At 36.7% G+C, this 16,131-nt stretch carries 17 protein-coding genes, 4 tRNA genes and 1 riboswitch; of the genes, 5 read left to right on the top strand and 16 right to left on the bottom strand.

The genetic code is table 11. From position 1 onward, the window contains the following. Window positions 1-10 precede the first annotated feature (10 nt). Window positions 11-1,189, bottom strand: a complete 1,179-nt coding sequence (locus VXM77_RS04975) for a biotin/lipoyl-binding protein (protein ID WP_338507282.1) — start codon at window positions 1,187-1,189, stop codon at window positions 11-13. Between the two features lie 172 nt (window positions 1,190-1,361). Here VXM77_RS04975 and VXM77_RS04970 point away from each other — a divergent pair, with 172 nt between their 5' ends. The 3 genes from VXM77_RS04970 to VXM77_RS04960 all read left to right on the top strand — a co-directional run bounded on the left by VXM77_RS04970 (window position 1,362) and on the right by VXM77_RS04960 (window position 3,582). Further along, window positions 1,362-2,240: an AAA family ATPase gene (locus tag VXM77_RS04970; protein ID WP_338507281.1), complete on the top strand. Its 879-nt coding sequence runs from the start codon at window positions 1,362-1,364 to the stop codon at window positions 2,238-2,240. 1 nt (window position 2,241) lies between these two features. Continuing rightward, window positions 2,242-2,979: a hypothetical protein gene (locus VXM77_RS04965; RefSeq protein ID WP_161832685.1), complete on the top strand. Its 738-nt coding sequence runs from the start codon at window positions 2,242-2,244 to the stop codon at window positions 2,977-2,979. 117 nt (window positions 2,980-3,096) lie between these two features. Further along, on the top strand, window positions 3,097-3,582 hold the full coding sequence (locus tag VXM77_RS04960; protein WP_161832686.1) for a hypothetical protein: 486 nt from the start codon (window positions 3,097-3,099) through the stop codon (window positions 3,580-3,582). A gap of 34 nt (window positions 3,583-3,616) precedes the next feature. Here the strand turns inward: VXM77_RS04960 and VXM77_RS04955 are convergent, their stop codons facing one another. The 5 genes from VXM77_RS04955 to VXM77_RS04935 form a co-directional block, all read right to left on the bottom strand. Beyond that, the gene (locus VXM77_RS04955; protein ID WP_161832687.1) at window positions 3,617-5,011 is read right to left on the bottom strand and encodes a cation:dicarboxylase symporter family transporter; all 1,395 of its coding nucleotides are present in this window, start codon (window positions 5,009-5,011) and stop codon (window positions 3,617-3,619) included. A 105-nt stretch (window positions 5,012-5,116) separates the two neighbouring features. Further along, complete coding sequence (locus VXM77_RS04950) at window positions 5,117-5,842, bottom strand: hypothetical protein (protein WP_161832688.1); 726 nt, start codon at window positions 5,840-5,842, stop codon at window positions 5,117-5,119. A gap of 118 nt (window positions 5,843-5,960) precedes the next feature. Beyond that, on the bottom strand, window positions 5,961-7,343 hold the full coding sequence (locus VXM77_RS04945) for a sodium:alanine symporter family protein (protein ID WP_161832689.1): 1,383 nt from the start codon (window positions 7,341-7,343) through the stop codon (window positions 5,961-5,963). A gap of 159 nt (window positions 7,344-7,502) precedes the next feature. Continuing rightward, a riboswitch (glycine riboswitch) is annotated at window positions 7,503-7,593 on the bottom strand. 190 nt (window positions 7,594-7,783) lie between these two features. Continuing rightward, on the bottom strand, window positions 7,784-8,104 hold the full coding sequence (locus VXM77_RS04940) for a DUF5668 domain-containing protein (RefSeq protein WP_161832690.1): 321 nt from the start codon (window positions 8,102-8,104) through the stop codon (window positions 7,784-7,786). Window positions 8,105-8,154: 50 nt separating this feature from the next. Then, a complete protein-coding gene (locus tag VXM77_RS04935) occupies window positions 8,155-8,697 on the bottom strand; it encodes a hypothetical protein (RefSeq protein ID WP_161832691.1) in 543 nt (180 codons plus the stop codon). 384 nt (window positions 8,698-9,081) lie between these two features. Between VXM77_RS04935 and VXM77_RS04930 the strand changes: the two genes are divergently transcribed. Continuing rightward, window positions 9,082-9,270 (top strand): hypothetical protein, encoded by a 189-nt coding sequence (locus tag VXM77_RS04930; RefSeq protein WP_161832692.1) that lies wholly within the window; start codon window positions 9,082-9,084, stop codon window positions 9,268-9,270. A gap of 37 nt (window positions 9,271-9,307) precedes the next feature. On the opposite strand, the gene VXM77_RS04925 is transcribed toward VXM77_RS04930, so the two are convergent. Further along, window positions 9,308-9,637 (bottom strand): cupin domain-containing protein, encoded by a 330-nt coding sequence (locus VXM77_RS04925; protein WP_161832693.1) that lies wholly within the window; start codon window positions 9,635-9,637, stop codon window positions 9,308-9,310. A 143-nt stretch (window positions 9,638-9,780) separates the two neighbouring features. On the opposite strand from VXM77_RS04925, the gene VXM77_RS04920 reads away from it, so the two are divergent. Beyond that, window positions 9,781-10,467, top strand: a complete 687-nt coding sequence (locus tag VXM77_RS04920; RefSeq protein WP_161832694.1) for an MgtC/SapB family protein — start codon at window positions 9,781-9,783, stop codon at window positions 10,465-10,467. Between the two features lie 165 nt (window positions 10,468-10,632). Here VXM77_RS04920 and VXM77_RS04915 read toward each other — a convergent pair whose 3' ends face one another. The 9 genes from VXM77_RS04915 to VXM77_RS04875 all read right to left on the bottom strand — a co-directional run bounded on the left by VXM77_RS04915 (window position 10,633) and on the right by VXM77_RS04875 (window position 16,053). Continuing rightward, complete coding sequence (locus VXM77_RS04915) at window positions 10,633-11,436, bottom strand: TPM domain-containing protein (protein ID WP_161832695.1); 804 nt, start codon at window positions 11,434-11,436, stop codon at window positions 10,633-10,635. Between the two features lie 57 nt (window positions 11,437-11,493). Then, window positions 11,494-12,057 carry a LemA family protein gene (locus tag VXM77_RS04910; protein WP_161832696.1) on the bottom strand — a complete coding sequence of 188 codons (564 nt, stop codon included), beginning with the start codon at window positions 12,055-12,057 and terminating at the stop codon, window positions 11,494-11,496. A gap of 266 nt (window positions 12,058-12,323) precedes the next feature. Beyond that, complete coding sequence (locus tag VXM77_RS04905) at window positions 12,324-13,115, bottom strand: YwaF family protein (RefSeq protein ID WP_161832935.1); 792 nt, start codon at window positions 13,113-13,115, stop codon at window positions 12,324-12,326. A 747-nt stretch (window positions 13,116-13,862) separates the two neighbouring features. After that, entirely contained in the window at window positions 13,863-14,138 is a 276-nt protein-coding gene (locus VXM77_RS04900; protein ID WP_161832936.1) for a hypothetical protein, read from the bottom strand. Window positions 14,139-14,317: 179 nt separating this feature from the next. Beyond that, window positions 14,318-15,508 carry a transposase gene (locus VXM77_RS04895; protein WP_161832744.1) on the bottom strand — a complete coding sequence of 397 codons (1,191 nt, stop codon included), beginning with the start codon at window positions 15,506-15,508 and terminating at the stop codon, window positions 14,318-14,320. Between the two features lie 194 nt (window positions 15,509-15,702). Continuing rightward, window positions 15,703-15,775, bottom strand: a tRNA-Asn gene (locus VXM77_RS04890). Between the two features lie 19 nt (window positions 15,776-15,794). Next, window positions 15,795-15,868, bottom strand: a tRNA-Cys gene (locus VXM77_RS04885). Between the two features lie 19 nt (window positions 15,869-15,887). After that, a tRNA-Cys gene (locus tag VXM77_RS04880) sits at window positions 15,888-15,961 on the bottom strand. 18 nt (window positions 15,962-15,979) lie between these two features. Continuing rightward, window positions 15,980-16,053 (bottom strand) — tRNA-Cys (locus tag VXM77_RS04875). Window positions 16,054-16,131: the final 78 nt, after the last annotated feature.

The raw sequence follows: 16,131 nt of genomic DNA, 5'->3' as shown, positions 1-16,131 counted from the left end.
TTTTTACCCCCTATTCCTCAACCTCGGTTAATGAGCCATTTTGCATTTTCTCGCATGCAATCCCTTCTTTAACTTGCTCGTCGGGAAAGGCAATATAATCATCCCCTGTTAATCCATCTAAAATTTCATATCGTTGTTGTTGCTCATCATAAGCTCCTAATTGCACTTCGCGTTTTTCTAATTTATGATCATTTTCTACGTATACGTAGCTTTTATCATCTTCATTCATCAAATAGTAGTCATAAAGCCATATCCCCTCGGATGACTGATCCTGCCCCTCATCTAATTCCACGTAGACGTGTTGGCCTAAAATTAAATTTTCTGTCGATTCTAATTCAACATAAAAAGGATAATTGGTTGCCACCTCTGAATTTCCGCCCATATTTAAATCATTCGGGGTGAGCATATTATTTAAATCAATCATGGTTATTTTTCCTTTCCATGTTTGTTCCTTATTTACCCGTGATCGAACGATGACAGGCTGTTCTACCTGTAATTGTGAAACACTTTGCTCACTAACTGTTCCCTTAATGCGATAGTTGGTCATCGATAACAAGGTCATGTAGCTTTCGCCATTTCCCTCTGAAGCAGTGGCATCGCCCCCAATTGATTTAACAACACCTGTAACTGTACTTTTAACCACCGAATTTTCAACAGATGATTTTAATTGTTCGACTTCAACCTGTTTACTTTTCCTATCATACTCCGCCTGCTTTAGTTCATTCTGTGTCGTTAAAATTTGTGCTTTATGTTCAAGGCTTAATTCGTTTGCTCCTACTGAGGCATTATTGAGTAAACCTACCTGCTCATTTAAATCTGTTATAGATGCACTTAGCCGTTCTAACTCTAATTCAGCATGACTTAACTGTAGCTCGAGTTCCCCCGTCTCATAAGAAAATAGTGGTGTCCCCTCTTCAACTAAATCGCCAACCTTTACGTAAACGTCTTTAATGACACGGTCCATATTTCGTTTTACCTCTGTTGTCTCTTGTGGTTCAACAATCCCGCTGTATCGTTGAAAAAGTCCCGATCCACTCCCTAATTGATTAATAGATGAGACAGATTCAACATACACAATCCCCTCTTCATTATTTTTTAGAGACTTTCTTGCAAAAAAAGTGCATGGAATTAAAATACCTAACACGCAAAGTACACAAAGCAAGACTATCTTTTTCTTATTCTTCCTCATTTTTACAATACCTCCTATTTTTTTCTAAATTATATCACTATTTGAGTTTAAGAAGCAACCTAAATTCATCATTATTCCCTTTAATTGAAAGACGATGACCTAGTCTTCACTCACCATGGCCTTAATTTCATCATATGATATAGTAAATTCCCCTAAAATGGAGGCGGTCTTAGTGAAGATTAAATCATTACGTGTTAGTAGCCCCAATGGCTTGTGCGTCAACGTCACGACCCCCGTTCCCCTGACGCTACTCGTCGGTCTATCTGGTTCAGGAAAAAGTCAAATTTTGTTTTACATTTATAGCCTGTTTCAGCTCTTAGCAGGACACTCCATAAAAGGTCTAGCAAACGGAGAATACGAAATGTGTTTTATCCTCAATCAAAAAGAGTACCGTTACCTCGTCTACATCAATGATAATTACCCCATCATTCAACACTTATGGAACTCTGCCGACTCCTCATCCCCAACATTTGAAGAATTAATTCCCCTTTTAATGCCTGTAAAATGGTTAACCTCTATTCCGCAATTTCGTCAAACCAACACCATCACCAAATCGTATCTCCTTGCAACGAAACAGCAAACTTCTGAAATTCTCTCTATTTTTCAAAGTATTTTCGACTCCGTTGAAGACATAAAGTTACTCCATCGCCCGAAAAATACTCTCGAACTCTTCTTTAAAGAAAAAGGAGGTAGCTACCTTGAAATCCACAAGATGTCTGATGGAATGCTTAAAACATTATATTATTTAACAGAATTTGTGTTAAGCGAACCGGGTACCCTCCTACTGGTCGATGAATTTGAAAACGGACTTGGATTAAACTGTATGGGTCCATTACTCGAAGAGATGATGGGACGTGATGACCTTCAGCTCATTTTAAGTAGTCACCACCCTTACGTCATTAATAATGTCCACAGTCACTTTTGGCGTATTATCACACGCCAACAAGACACGATTGAGGCGCATACCGCTGAAGAGCTTGGAATCGGGCAAACAGAATATGACAGTTTTTTTGAACTCATTAATGTCCTTTCGTTTGAAGGAGGCGTCTAACATGAAACTCTATATTCTTGTCGAAGACGGAAAATCAGGACATAAAATCATTGATCACTGGATACCCCTACTACTGCCGACCCTAACACGTGCAAAATCTATTGCAGAAATTCAAAATAATCAATACGTTCTCTATAGTGGAATGGGTTATCCTCGTCTCCTTGGAACCGATCGTTCCTCTCCCGAAAAAAACATTCTAGGGCAAACGATTGATACTATCAATCTCTATCAAACTATCGACTACCTTTTAATATTTCTAGATGGGGACGATGATGGCGTCAGTCTTCGTCATCAAATCGTTCAACAAAAAATTGAAAGTTATCACCGCCCTCTCAGTTGCCCTTATGTAATCTTTGTCCAAAATAAATGTCTTGAAACTTGGTTACTCGGTAATCGGGACCTTTTCCCCACAACCCCTCTTCCTAACTTTCTCCCCTTTCTAGCCCACTACAATGTTAGCATCGATGATCCTGAACAAATGGAAAAGGACCCAAATTTCGCCTTCGCCTCTACGTCAGCTCTCTATCATGAACGCTATTTAAGAGCAATGATGCAAAACTTAGGTTACCGCTATAGTAAATCACGCCCCTGTCCTATCATGTATACAGAAAGTTTTATTAACGGTCTTAAAAAACGCATAGCTGAAACGCAACACCTTCAAAGCTTAAATATTTTTTTCATTTTTATGGATCAATTAAAGGAAAACCCACCTCATGCACCTACTCTCCCCCCACCTTAAATTAAGCTTTCTATCTTTTCATCCCCTTTTTAAAAAAACTTCACCCATGCATCTTATCTCAATGATACAAAATATAGTAAAATACAAGGGAATACTACAAAGATTAGGAGAAATAAAATGAAACCAGAATGGAAAATTCAATTAAATCATACGGTGTATGGTTGCTACCAACAACAACTTATCCTTGAGAATGAACAATTCACTCGTCTAGCTACTACCCAAGAAAATATAACATTCCTTCATGACCTCATGTCGATTGAGTTAGATGACTTAAAAGAAGCTTATCTAATTGAACGAATTGACTTATTTAGGGAACACTTAAAAGCCTTAAATTTTTCGATTGAATTTTTTCATTGCTGGAATGAAGAAACGGCCAATAGCTACACAGAGTATACAAAAATTGCTCACTCTCAAGAAAATGAAATTGTGGTTTGTTATAAACAGGTCACTTTACCTCACGTAACAAAGGAAGGAAAAATAATAGATAAAATTGGTGATCTTCAGTGCATTGACAAAACAAAGTACGAAGTTGCCAAAGATTCAAAAATAGGGTCAATCAAACTACAACTACTTGATATGGGGATATCAGAAATCAAGGCATAAAAAAAAGAGCGTTTCAGTAAGAAACGCTCTTTTTTTAGTCCATTTGAACGGTTTTTCGACCGTAGTAAACCTCTTCATCAATCTGATTAAATGCTTTTCCAACTAAAACGGCTGTTGTTAATGTTCCGTTCACATTTAACATTGTACGTCCCATATCAAGAATTGGATCAATCGCAATTACACCAGCAATCAAAGGAAAATACTCCCCTAATCCCATTCCCGATAAGACAACAGATATTGCCATCGTCGCCGAACCTGGTAATCCTGCAATTCCAAATGAAGCTAACGCGATAACAATAATTAACATCATAATAAATGTTATGTCAATCGGTGTTCCCGTCATATTAGCAACCATCACCGCTACTAATGCTGGATAAATTCCGGCACACCCATTCATTCCTGCATTAGACCCTAAGCTTCCAACGAACGTTGCAGTCCCATTATCTAATCCGACATTCTCGGTTAATTTTTCAATACTCACTGGTAAAGTTCCTAATGACGATCGAGATGTAAAGGCTAAAACTAATGCATCAATTACATTATGTACATAACGAATTGGATTTAACCCTTTACACGCAATTAAAATGAAATGAACTACCATCATGAGCGCGACTCCAACATAGGTAGCCAAAATAAACCCAATAGCATCATTAATTGCAGAGATTCCGCGTCCCGCAATTGTATTGGCCAATAGAGCAATAACCGCATACGGCATCCATTTAATAATAGTCATGGCAACGCTTAATATGATTTTATAAAAGGCTTCAACTAAGTCAATAAATGGTTTAACAATCGTTTCATATTTTTTCATCTGACGCTTAGTCGCTAATCCTAAAAATGTCGCAAAAATAACAACTGCTACAATATTCCCCTCAGCCATTGCCGATACTGGATTAGATGGAATCAAGCCTTGTAAGGTATCAACAAGCGGTTGTACTTCTCGAATAGCGGCATCACCTGTCACTAACTCATATCCAACACCCAGTTTAAATACATTTCCAACAATCAATCCAATAATCGCAGCAACAATCGTTGTCGAAACAAGGGTTAATAACGTATACATCGTTAACTTCCCTAAATTTTCTCCCTGCTTCATATTTAAAATCACTCGAATGATAGAAACAAAAATTAGTGGAACAACTAACATTTTTAATAAATTCATAAATCCATTTGCAATTAAACCATACCATTTATTAATTTCCGCAATAAACGGCACTTCCAATGGATTCGTTGGATATGCCCCAACGATTTGAATTAAGATTCCTAAAATAAGCCCCAATCCAGTAGCTGACAGCATACGTGTTGAAAACTTTACCTTTTTCTTCTCCATGTGTTTCATGACACCAAATAAGATAACGAGTACCCCAATAAAAATAATCGTCCTTATATCCGTTAAATATAAGAAATCTTTAAAAAATGCGCTTTGCATAAACGATGAAATCCTCCTCATTCTATCAAATACTAATATTTTACTTAAAATAATAGTTTTTTACAAGTATTTTACGTGTTTTCTCCCCACAGTCAATTTTTCAACCTAATCTTGTCTTAAAAAAGAAATAAAATCATTAGGATGCATATTATCAATGTATTGTGCGATTAAAAATTCGTCCCGGATTGATGAATGAGAATTAACATACTCTTCATAAATAAGCCTAATCTGATTTTCTACCTCATCCGACTGAACCTCATAAAAGTCTTGATAGCCATTTGAAGTAAACAAATTCGTTCCAATGAACATTTTATTATCGATGAGATACAAGCTTGGCAATAAATCTAAAAAACCATCTTTCATCACCTTGAAATCACAATGTTTCTTTATATTCGAAACCTTAATAAGTGCCCGATGATTTAATAAAATATACATCCAAAAGCACAGCAAAATAACCCCTGTAAATAAAGTGACTTTTAAGAAAAAAGAATGCATGGGTTGAAGAAATAATAAAGAGAACGCAATGATCATGATGAGACAAATAAATTTTTGATATTTAAACTTTAATTCCCTTTTTACATCTATCTCTATCTGTAAAGATTCAAATAAAACATCATGGAAGAAACTTGTAAATTGTTCTGGAGCAAGCATTAACGCCTTTTTAGATAAAATGATTTGAGTATTTTTCAATAGATTGATATCCAGTGTGGAGTAAACATGAGGGTCAATTTTTTCAACATAAATGGTGACATTCTCCTTGGCCTGTCTTAAATGTTCATAAAGTTCGGCTACTGAGCACGAACGCAATGAGTCGTATTTTTTTAAATCCATTTAATGACATCCTTTCCTATTTCTTTTCTCCTATTATGGGTCAAATCTGTCATTTTATATCAAACTAATTACTTTTTTTATTTCATCAGCACAAAAAAAGTAGTGATCCACTCACTACTTATAATTCTATTGATTCCAAGTTATTGTTAGGCTGTTTAATGTGATTCAAGTATAATTGTGTTTCTGAAACAACAACCCCACTTAAGGCAATAATCGCTACTAAATTAGGAAGCGCCATGAGACCATTAACAATATCGGCAATTAACCAAACGGCCTCTAACTGTAAAAAGGCGCCACTTCCAATCATCACAACAAAAATAATACGATAAGGCGTTATACTTTTGACACCGAATAAAAACTGACAACAACGTTCCCCGTAATAGTTCCACCCTAAAATGGTTGTAAAAGCAAATAAACTTAAACAAATCATTAATAGAATAGAACCTAATGGGACTCCCCAAATAGTTGGTAAAACAGTATTAAATGCCCTCTCCGTTAAAGAACTTGCAACTACCCCCTCCATCTGCCAAACACCGGTAACCATCAATGTTAAACCTGTTAATGTACAAATAATCAAACTGTCAATAAACGTCCCGGTCATCGAGATAAGGCCCTGTTCTGCCGCCCACTCCGTTTTTGCTGCAGCAGCTGCAATAGGTGCACTTCCAAGTCCTGACTCATTTGAAAAGACACCTCGCGCCACACCATTACGAATTGCCATCGCCACAGTTGCCCCCGCAAAACCACCTGTTGCAGCTGTCATATTAAAAGCCCCTTTAAAAATCATTTCAAACGCAGGTATAATAGACTGATAATTAATAATCAAAATAAACACACAAATGATCAAATAGCTTGTTGCCATAACCGGGACCACTTTTTCTGCTACCTTAGAAATGGACTTAATCCCACCGAATGTAACAATTAAAACAATACCCGCTAAAATAAGACCCACAATCTCTGCTTTAATATGGAGGGTACTTTCAATACTAGATGTAATCGCGTTTACCTGGGTAAACGTTCCGATTCCAAGTAAAGCTACTAAAATTCCACTAAAAGCAAAAAACACCGCTAATGGTTTATATTTTTTACCCATTCCATTCGTAATATAATACATAGGTCCACCCGCAACCTCTTGATTTTCATCTAATTGGCGGTACTTAATAGCTAGAACACCTTCGGCATACTTCGTTGCCATCCCAAAAAATGCTGCTAACCACATCCAAAATAATGAACCGGGTCCACCTGCAGCCAATGCTGTCGCAACTCCTATAATGTTCCCTGTTCCTACAGTAGCTGCTAATGCTGTGCATAAAGCACTAAACGAGGAAATGTCCCCCTCTCCAGAGTTTTCAGATTTAAAAATTAACGTTAAAGCATGTGGTAATTTAATCAACTGAATGAGTTTCAGTCGAATGGTCAACAGTATTCCGGTTCCAACTAATAATACGAGTAATGGTGGTCCCCAAATAAAACTATCTAACTGGTCTAAAAAATTAATCATCTTATCGTCTCCTTTTTCACACCCGGCGGGTTGCCTAAAGAGGGATGTTTTTTTTAAAGCTCTCACGTCTCCTAACCACAAAAAAAGAGTCATCAATAAGATGACCCTGGAGTGGCGTAGGATAAAATTGAGCACGCTTTAAAAAACGTCTCAAAAATCGATCCGATCCCTGTCCTTTTGCCTGAGAGATTGAGCAGTTTGCCTTGCCCCTTCGGCGCCTAAATCAATAGGTCTCTCCAGAGTTCCGTCCACTTTACAGTCCACACTTACAACTAAGTACCTGAGAGTATGACTCCTTCGGTGTTCCACTAAGGGAAGCTCTTCTATAAAGTTTCAACCGGTGTTTATTAATATATACCTATTGTACCCCCCTCGCTATAAAAACGCAAGGTTACATTTAAATATTTTCTCATTTTAAAAAATCCATGAAAAAAGAGAGGTTACTCCCCTCCCCCTTCGTTAGAACGGATAAAAATTAAAGTAGCGCCAACGATAATTAATAAGACCGGAACAACAAGTTCCGCAGATAATAAATTCCAACTAGATAATAACAGGAGTCCTCCTACGGATAACCCTATAACATTCAAACGCTTCACCCCTTCTTCTAGGATGTTGCATAATGAAGGGACAATAATAAACAATGTCCACCACCCGCAAAAGAAAAATTCAAAATTCCAAAGATGTAAGGAGTCACCAAAAAATCCGATTCCTACAGCAATGAGTAGGCACCCCCAAAACATATCGATGCGACTTAATTTCATAAGCATCACGCTCCCTAAGGAAACATATGCTTTGCCTTACATCACTATACCTAATTGAGATAATCAGTCAGTACTTTTTTCACCCATTGATCATCGATATCAAGCTTCCAACCTAAATAAGAACGTACAAAAGGAATTTCTACGCTCAACCGTTTAGTCGGACGATCCTTATCTTTTGTTTGGGTTAAAATCATTGCCAACTGCCGTGTCATCGTTCCCTGCACCCGATCATTCACAAGATCATCAATAACGCGTCGCCAATCAGATAACGTATTTTTCAAAATATCATTGCGCTCATCGATGATTAATTGGGGAATATCAATCACTTCAAACTCTGCCTCTACCCAAGCCTCATTTTCTACAAAATGAGTTTGACCTACCGTGTATTCTAACGTGTTCAAGACTTCTTGCGCAATCACCCTCTGATCCTCATCTAAATCTAATTTATTAGAATCTAAAATAGCCGTATATTCCGTCTCCTTCAAATAATAAAGTCCCCCTCTAACTAACCATTGGGGTAATTGAAAATAGACAACGATTCCCACGAGTAAAATAATTACCATGCTACATAAAATGACTAATCTTTTTTTCATTCCTCACACTCCTTTAATACCTTTAACAATAGGACTCTTTATTCATTTTAAAAAACATCCTCCATTAAAACAACGCTTCTTCCCTCAAAAGGTAAAAATCTTTCCATTTTTCTTCTAAAATTCTTTCCCTAAAACGACATTCTTTAAAAATAAGACATTTTCTTAATTTATCAGACATATCATTTAATAGACAGATCAGATATGACACACAATCCCTTTAACAATTTACCTCACACAAAACATACAACAGATCCATCTATTTCTATCTAATAGACACATCTCATTCTATCAACCATCACGAGAGGACCCATAATCTATCGCCTAGCAATTAGATAGCCGAATTTTGATAGATTATCATTTCCTCATGATAAAGGAGGTCTATAAATGATTAAAATTTTTTCAAGTACAGCAGGTGAAGAAATTTTGGTATCAACAATTAATAAATGGTTAGAAGAACATCCTAATATTTACATTCAATCTTTTAATTACCATACTTACTATAAAACTTCATTTGCAAGTGAAGATGAATTAGTTTATAGCTTTGTTATTAATTACATGACTATAAATAATTAAAAAGGGGGACCTACACTGTAGGTCTCCTTTTCACCCTTTAACTTAATGGTGCTGAGAGTATCACAAGAATCTGCGCAGGGGTTAGTGCAACCAACTCATGCACCACACGGGCGTCAAATGATAACATCGTTTTTTCAGTTAATTCAAATACACCATCGTCGGCTAATGGAATATTCTCCATTTCAAATGACATTTTCACGCTTCCTTTTAATACAATAACGGTTGCATAACCATTATGACGATGCTTTGATAAGCCTTCTCCTGTCTCAAAATTAAATTGTACACACTTATATTTGTCATTCGTTGTTAATAATTCTTTTCTTGATGATAATTGGCCTAAATCAATAAATTGTACTTTACTTTCCATTTTCAAATGACCTCCATCATGCTCAATTAACCAAAAATCTCTTCTTTAGAATGGCCTTCCCCTTAATAAATATTCTTATTTTTTTCTTTTTAGGCCTGATGAAGCATACAATTTTAAGAGGACTTTAATGGGGAGGAACACTTATGGATTATCAATTATTTACCGACACCATACTTAGGACACTACTTTCAATGTTTATCGGAGGACTCATCGGATGGGAACGTGAAAACACCCATCGTCCTGCAGGGTTGAGAACACATATGCTCGTATCCGTCGGTGCTTGCGTCGTCATGCAATTAGGCGCCTATAATTCCACGCATATCGCTGCCCAGTTTAACATCGATCCGTCACGGCTTGGAGCACAGGTGATATCTGGAATTGGTTTTTTAGGTGCTGGGACAATCATTAAAGAAGGGACAACAATTAAGGGATTAACGACTGCAGCTAGCCTTTGGGTTGTTGCCTGCTTAGGGTTAACCATCGGAGCCGGAGCATATATTCTCGCCATCGTCGGATCCCTTTCCGTTTTAATCACGTTAACCGTCTTCGAACATGCCTCATCATTTATTCCCTTTGGAAAATACCGACGCTTCTCTATCCATATTAAATGCAAAGAATTAACCGAAACTCTTCAGTTTTTAAATGAAATCTCCCTTAAATATCACGCTAAAATACTTGATCTTGAACTTATCTCCGTGATGGGGGATATTCGTGAAATATCTTTTCATCTTTCCACTAAACGATTAAACAAATCACTCGACTCAACAACCCTATTTTCTGACATGAATCAAAATGAAAAAATCATCTCTATTAAACTAACCGAATATTAAAAAGGAGCTTAAACCTAGTTTAAGCTCCTTTTTAAAGCCATCTAACCTACTCACTATCAAACGAATACCGTTAGAAATAAATTTCCTACAATTAACAAAGAGAGTGCTCACCTTACGCACCTTATAAAAGGTTCTTCCATCATACTGCCACTTTAATGTCATCAACTAAAACTTTCTTGAGGCACCCCCGCCACCCGATCGGCCGCCTCCCCCCCGTGAGGATGAAGAATCAGATGTTGAAGAAGAGGAGACATTAGAAAAAATACTTAATATCACAAATAACGTATCTATAGCATCCAGTCCAAGGATTCGGCAGATAAAGAGATAGATAACAAACGTCACCACAAAGCCCACCATCATAAAAACGGGATGAATTGAGGCCCCCTCATCAATCGATGTAAGATGCCCCTCAAAAATATCTTCATATCCATACTCCTCTTGAACGGCGAGGACCAATTGATTAAAAATATTAGTGATTGCTTCCGAATAGTCCCCTAATGATAGATCATTCATGGAGGCATCAATGATTCGCCCAACTTTTCCATCAGGCAAAATCCCTTCTAATCCATAACCTACTTCCACGCGTATCTCTCTATCTTTTACTGCTAATAAAACGAGCACGCCATTATCATATTGCCTATTTCCGAGTTTCATCATCTCAAACTGATTCACAGCATAACTTTCGATGTCTTTCCCCTCTAAACTATTAAGGGTTACAACCGCTAATTGTGGTTGCTCCTTCGTTTTTTCAAATGCACGATTAATCGTTAAAATATGTTCCTTTGCCTGTTCACTCAATACGTGCGCCTGATCCGTCACATAAAAATTTTCGGATGGTTGAATAGCGGCTTGTCCTTTAAGTGGCCAAAAAGCAGCACAACTGCTTATAAAGCACACGAGAACGAAAAAGCGAATGAACCTTTTGAAATTCCGACATACTACTACATGTTTATTATTTATAATTTGCATTCATAACATCCCCTTAACTACCCGAAAAAAGGTTGCTCTCCATGCAACCCTTCCTTCTTAAAACTCTACATTTGGAGCCTGTTCCGCACCAGATTGTGCCTCAAAATAATCTCGTTTTTCTACACCCATTAAACGTGCAACGACACTTGTTGGGAACTTACGAATTTTTGAGTTAAACATTTTAACCGATTCATTGTAACGATTACGCTCTACACTAATTCGATTTTCCGTTCCTGCTAATTCATCCATTAATGTTTGGAATTGAGCATCAGCCTTTAAGGCCGGATAGTTTTCAGTAATCATCAATAACCTTGAAAGTGCACCTTCTAATTCATTAGATGCTTCAACCTTATCGTTGATTGTCTTTGCACCAGCTAGTTTTGCACGAGAATCTGCGATTGATGTAAAAACTTCTTTCTCATGCTCCATATAACCTTTTGTTGCATTAACTAAATTGGGAATTAAATCAAATCGACGTTGTAATTGAGTTTCTACCGCAGCAAACTGTCCATCTACATTTTCCTCAGCAGAGACAATCCCGTTATAACTTGAAATAAAAAAACCTGCTATAACCACAATGATAAATAAAATACCCATTATAATTGGTGCTGATTTTTTCATCCAAACATCCCCTTTATTTTCAATTTTATATGATTATTATAACATAAATGAAAGTTTATTAAACATCTATTGCCTTTTTTATTAAATCTTTCCCTAAGGAAGGAGAACGCGAAACCAAATGAACCTAACCTAATCCTCAGCCATAATTTTTAACTTAAAAAAGCTAATCTCTCCAGTATCAAATCAAAAGGGTCCCTTTTTATCGCTTTTCTTCTCGAGTGATCAATGACAAATAATCTTGCGCGCCTATTACTTTCACAGGGATTTCATTTAGAGGTTGTCTCCTCTTGTCGTTTAGTGACCACCCTATGTGTGAAAAAGAACTTTATCCCCATCATAAATAGGGCAGGTGCTAACAAATAACTCGTAATTGCCAATAGGGTATATAAAGACGGTTGATACCGGTAAATGTCCTGAACAAACGCAATTGGAATCCGTAATGGTTTCTGGATAATCATCAAATTAGCTTCATAATATTTATTTAAAATAAGGCAAATCATCGTTGCCCCCAAAAAATAGGCACTAAAGTAACCGTAGCTTTTCAAACAAATTAACTCTGGCACATAGCGAAGGTATAAAACATTTAAGTAAATCATGAGAACATGAAATATTAAACTATGAAGACTTAAAAAATGCCAGATGGGATAATTCATCAAAGACGTTGTGGGCATCAATAAAAAACTAACACCCCCAACAATCCCCCCTATTATAATAAACGACTCCCCTAACCTTTTAATAACCCCTTTCCCGTAGCCACTCATAAAAGACGCATAAATAAATAATGAACAAAAGGAAAGAGGAAGCCATGAATCGATTTCAGTATATCCATAATAAAACTTGTACCCTATTTTAACTAATTCTAACAAAGTAACAACCCAAGCAATCACGCGTGTAACTCTTATTAAATGATTTTCAGATAAATAGCGAAAGGACACGCGTAATCCGATGACCAACGCGAAAACACAGATAAATAAGGCTACTAAATGAGGAAGAGTAAACATCCCCGCCGCATCATACTCATGTAAAGGAGCAAAAATAGGAACTTGCATAAACTCCATAAAAACCCGCCTCCTTCTAATTTCAAACCATAACCTCAAAGCTAAAAAAAGTTACCCCTTAAAACTATTCGACCCATAGATTAAGACATAAATTCTTTGTGTTGTTAATGTGCATCCCCCTCCCATTTCCTAATAATTATCCGTATCAGCAGGAGGAAAGAGCATCTATCAAAAATAATATAACAAAACTCGACAAAATACTACTTATTTTAATCCCTAATCATCACGAGTAGGGATTAAAAATGAAAATAAAGTTTGAGTAGGTTGTTCAGGTGAGATGGGATTAAGAATAAATAAAAATATAGATTCCTAAAAGAATTCTCATACCATCTACTTCAATCCTCTACACTACATATAATATGTGTGCTTACCTAATTAATCTACTAAAAAGGAGAATTTTGTCGCTTAAACTTTAAATTCATACTATTCTTTACCTCTCTGAAAAATAGAAGATCTATATGGTTTATTTTTTAATACCTATCCCCTTTTCCTGACCCAATGAGAGCTCGAAAGAAATGCCTACACAAAGGGGACCTAATCCTGGCATTTGACAACTATTCGACTCTCGCCCGTCATCCTCCGTTGAAAAAAGATATTTTTAAAACCGTCTGACTTGAAATCGACAACCCCTTCCTTAAGAATCGTCATTATTAAAAAAAAAGAAGCGAATCAAAGCATACATACTAGAATCCACTTCTTTTATAGATCTTATCAAACTTCACGCCATAAGATTAAATCTAATCACCTTTAACTATTTGGACGAGCATCATATTGAGTACGCATCGTCAATATTAATTGATGATGCATCGGCGATTCAACTAAAGGCATCGCTTTACATGCTACTTTTCGAACATCCCCCTGTTCTTTGTGATGACAACAAGTCGATTTTAAATAACTTAAAAACTCCATATGAGATTTATTCTGACACAGCTGCTGATTTTTTCTAAACGTCAGCTTATTATCTCCCTCCGTTTGGTAAAAAACATCGTCATTTTCTAAAATCCCCTTTAGTTTATGAGCCATTCTATCTCTCCCCCTTTGTCCTACTAATAGCATACGCGAATCCCCTCTAAAATATACGAATCTCGCGGTGAAAATACACTAAATTTTGGTAATAACACTCCGTTATCTCTCATTTTTCTATAAACTATTAATGTGCAATTTTTAAGAAAAATTTTCCAAGGAATGAAAATACACTTACCCTATGCAATTTTCAACTCTTCAAAAATGGTTTTTAATTCCACACCTTTTTGAGCTTTATGATAAATTAATTTCACTAATTCTTGTTTTTGCTTTCGTTGACACTGGCGTAAACTGTCACCCAAACAACGATTATTTAACGTTATTCGTTTTAAATAAAGGTAAACGAATTGAATCATTAACATCAATCGTTTAATCCCTTGTAAAGTTCGAATTTGATAGTTCCCCATTCCGAAATTTTGCTTCACTTCTCGGAAGAAAATTTCAATAGGCCAACGTTTAGTATAGTGTTTAAGTAGTTGTTTGGCAGACATTTTCAAATCATGACTCATAAAACAACGTAAAGCTTTTTCTTCCAAAGGAGCCGTTTGGGGCCAACTTAAAATGATTTGGACGACATGTCCCCCTCTTATTCGTCCCTTATATAGATATGTATAATAACGCTCAGATCCGACGGTCACTAAGTCGAGATCATGAAGGGATAATGTTTTCGCAAATTGTTTCAGTTGAATTCCGTTGGGACGGTAACCTTTAGGAAGAATGATTCGATTCGTTTTAATCGCTCCTAAATAATGAAACCCGACTTGCTTAGCCGTTTGAAGGAGAGCTTCACACGTATACCAACTATCCGCTAAGACATAGCCTTTATAGGGAGGTTTGGGTAATTCCATCAGAGCTCTTCGAACGAGTTCGATTTTACTCTGTTTCTCTTTTTCATAGGGAATGATTTGATAAGGAAGAATTAAATCCTCACATTGAAGCATCAAGGCGACAAATTGATGACCATAAACGTGTTGATGATGAAGATGAGAAAAGTGCCAGCTACATCCTTGAATAGGATGTGTTGCCCGTGACGAAGGTTTAGTTTTAACACAAGTCGTATCATCAACCATCACGTAAATAGGTTGTTGAGTTTGATAAGAACGCTGATAGATACAGGATAAAACATAGGTTTGAATCTGGTGACTGATCGCCTCCTCATCCCAAGGACTATCCGTTAAAAATCGTCCAAAACTTGTCCGATGACAGTGTTTAACGGCAGAGATTTTCCCCTGATAATTTTCCTGAATCATCAAGTTTAGAAACTGGTTAACATGATTAAACTGAGGTTTAGATAAGAATAAATCTAAATCAAGTTGTTTTAAAAATTTGAAAATTGAATTTGAATCTGATATAATACTATCCATGAACATTAACTTAATTCCCCCTCGTTAATTGGTTGTAGGAGACTTAATTATACAGGGATTTAAGTTAATGTTTTTTCTTTTTTTACTGGTATTTTATAGCTGGAAATTAATTGGAAGTAGTTTTGCACATTAATAGTATAAAAAAAGAATCCGTAAAAATTTCTTTCTACGGATTCCTTTTTACTCTAACGTCAAGAAAATGGAGGCATCAATCGGAGTCGAACCGATGCATTGGAAATAATATTCCCTGCCTTACCTCTTGGCTATGACGCCTATTTCTATTTTCTTTTAATGGAGGCGCCAATCGGAGTCGAACCGATGCTCAGGGAGTTGCAGTCCCACGCCTTACCTCTTGGCTATGGCGCCTGTTTCTATTTTCTTTTAATGGAGGCGCCAATCGGAGTCGAACCGATGCTCAGGGAGTTGCAGTCCCACGCCTTACCTCTTGGCTATGGCGCCTTTTCTATTTTCTTTTAATGGAGGCGCCAATCGGAGTCGAACCGATGCTCGGGGAGTTGCAGTCCCATGCCTTACCTCTTGGCTATGGCGCCTTTTCTTCATACTTCATTATATGCATTCAATCAAGAAAATGAACCATTTGTCCTATAAAATAGAAATATTTTTAGGCC

This window comes from Turicibacter sp. KK003 (assembly GCF_037014675.1).
GTDB classification, from domain to species: Bacteria; Bacillota_I; Bacilli_A; order MOL361; family Turicibacteraceae; genus Turicibacter; species Turicibacter faecis.
The sequence above is the reverse complement of the archived record's forward strand: the minus strand, read 5'-3'. Positions and strand labels throughout refer to the sequence as shown.

Bases quoted from the DNA above. Each gene is read 5' to 3' on its own strand.
- VXM77_RS04935 (WP_161832691.1), bottom strand. From the start codon at position 8,697: ATGAAAAAAAGATTAGTCATTTTATGTAGCATGGTAATTATTTTACTC.
- VXM77_RS04915 (WP_161832695.1), bottom strand. From the start codon at position 11,436: ATGCAAATTATAAATAATAAACATGTAGTAGTATGTCGGAATTTCAAA.
- VXM77_RS04960 (WP_161832686.1), top strand. From the start codon at position 3,097: ATGAAACCAGAATGGAAAATTCAATTAAATCATACGGTGTATGGTTGC.
- VXM77_RS04975 (WP_338507282.1), bottom strand. From the start codon at position 1,189: ATGAGGAAGAATAAGAAAAAGATAGTCTTGCTTTGTGTACTTTGCGTG.
- VXM77_RS04940 (WP_161832690.1), bottom strand. From the start codon at position 8,104: ATGAAATTAAGTCGCATCGATATGTTTTGGGGGTGCCTACTCATTGCT.
- VXM77_RS04920 (WP_161832694.1), top strand. From the start codon at position 9,781: ATGGATTATCAATTATTTACCGACACCATACTTAGGACACTACTTTCA.
- VXM77_RS04965 (WP_161832685.1), top strand. From the start codon at position 2,242: ATGAAACTCTATATTCTTGTCGAAGACGGAAAATCAGGACATAAAATC.
- VXM77_RS04895 (WP_161832744.1), bottom strand. From the start codon at position 15,508: ATGTTCATGGATAGTATTATATCAGATTCAAATTCAATTTTCAAATTT.
- VXM77_RS04900 (WP_161832936.1), bottom strand. From the start codon at position 14,138: ATGGCTCATAAACTAAAGGGGATTTTAGAAAATGACGATGTTTTTTAC.
- VXM77_RS04945 (WP_161832689.1), bottom strand. From the start codon at position 7,343: ATGATTAATTTTTTAGACCAGTTAGATAGTTTTATTTGGGGACCACCA.
- VXM77_RS04930 (WP_161832692.1), top strand. From the start codon at position 9,082: ATGATTAAAATTTTTTCAAGTACAGCAGGTGAAGAAATTTTGGTATCA.
- VXM77_RS04910 (WP_161832696.1), bottom strand. From the start codon at position 12,057: ATGAAAAAATCAGCACCAATTATAATGGGTATTTTATTTATCATTGTG.
- VXM77_RS04950 (WP_161832688.1), bottom strand. From the start codon at position 5,842: ATGGATTTAAAAAAATACGACTCATTGCGTTCGTGCTCAGTAGCCGAA.
- VXM77_RS04955 (WP_161832687.1), bottom strand. From the start codon at position 5,011: ATGCAAAGCGCATTTTTTAAAGATTTCTTATATTTAACGGATATAAGG.
- VXM77_RS04925 (WP_161832693.1), bottom strand. From the start codon at position 9,637: ATGGAAAGTAAAGTACAATTTATTGATTTAGGCCAATTATCATCAAGA.
- VXM77_RS04905 (WP_161832935.1), bottom strand. From the start codon at position 13,115: ATGGAGTTTATGCAAGTTCCTATTTTTGCTCCTTTACATGAGTATGAT.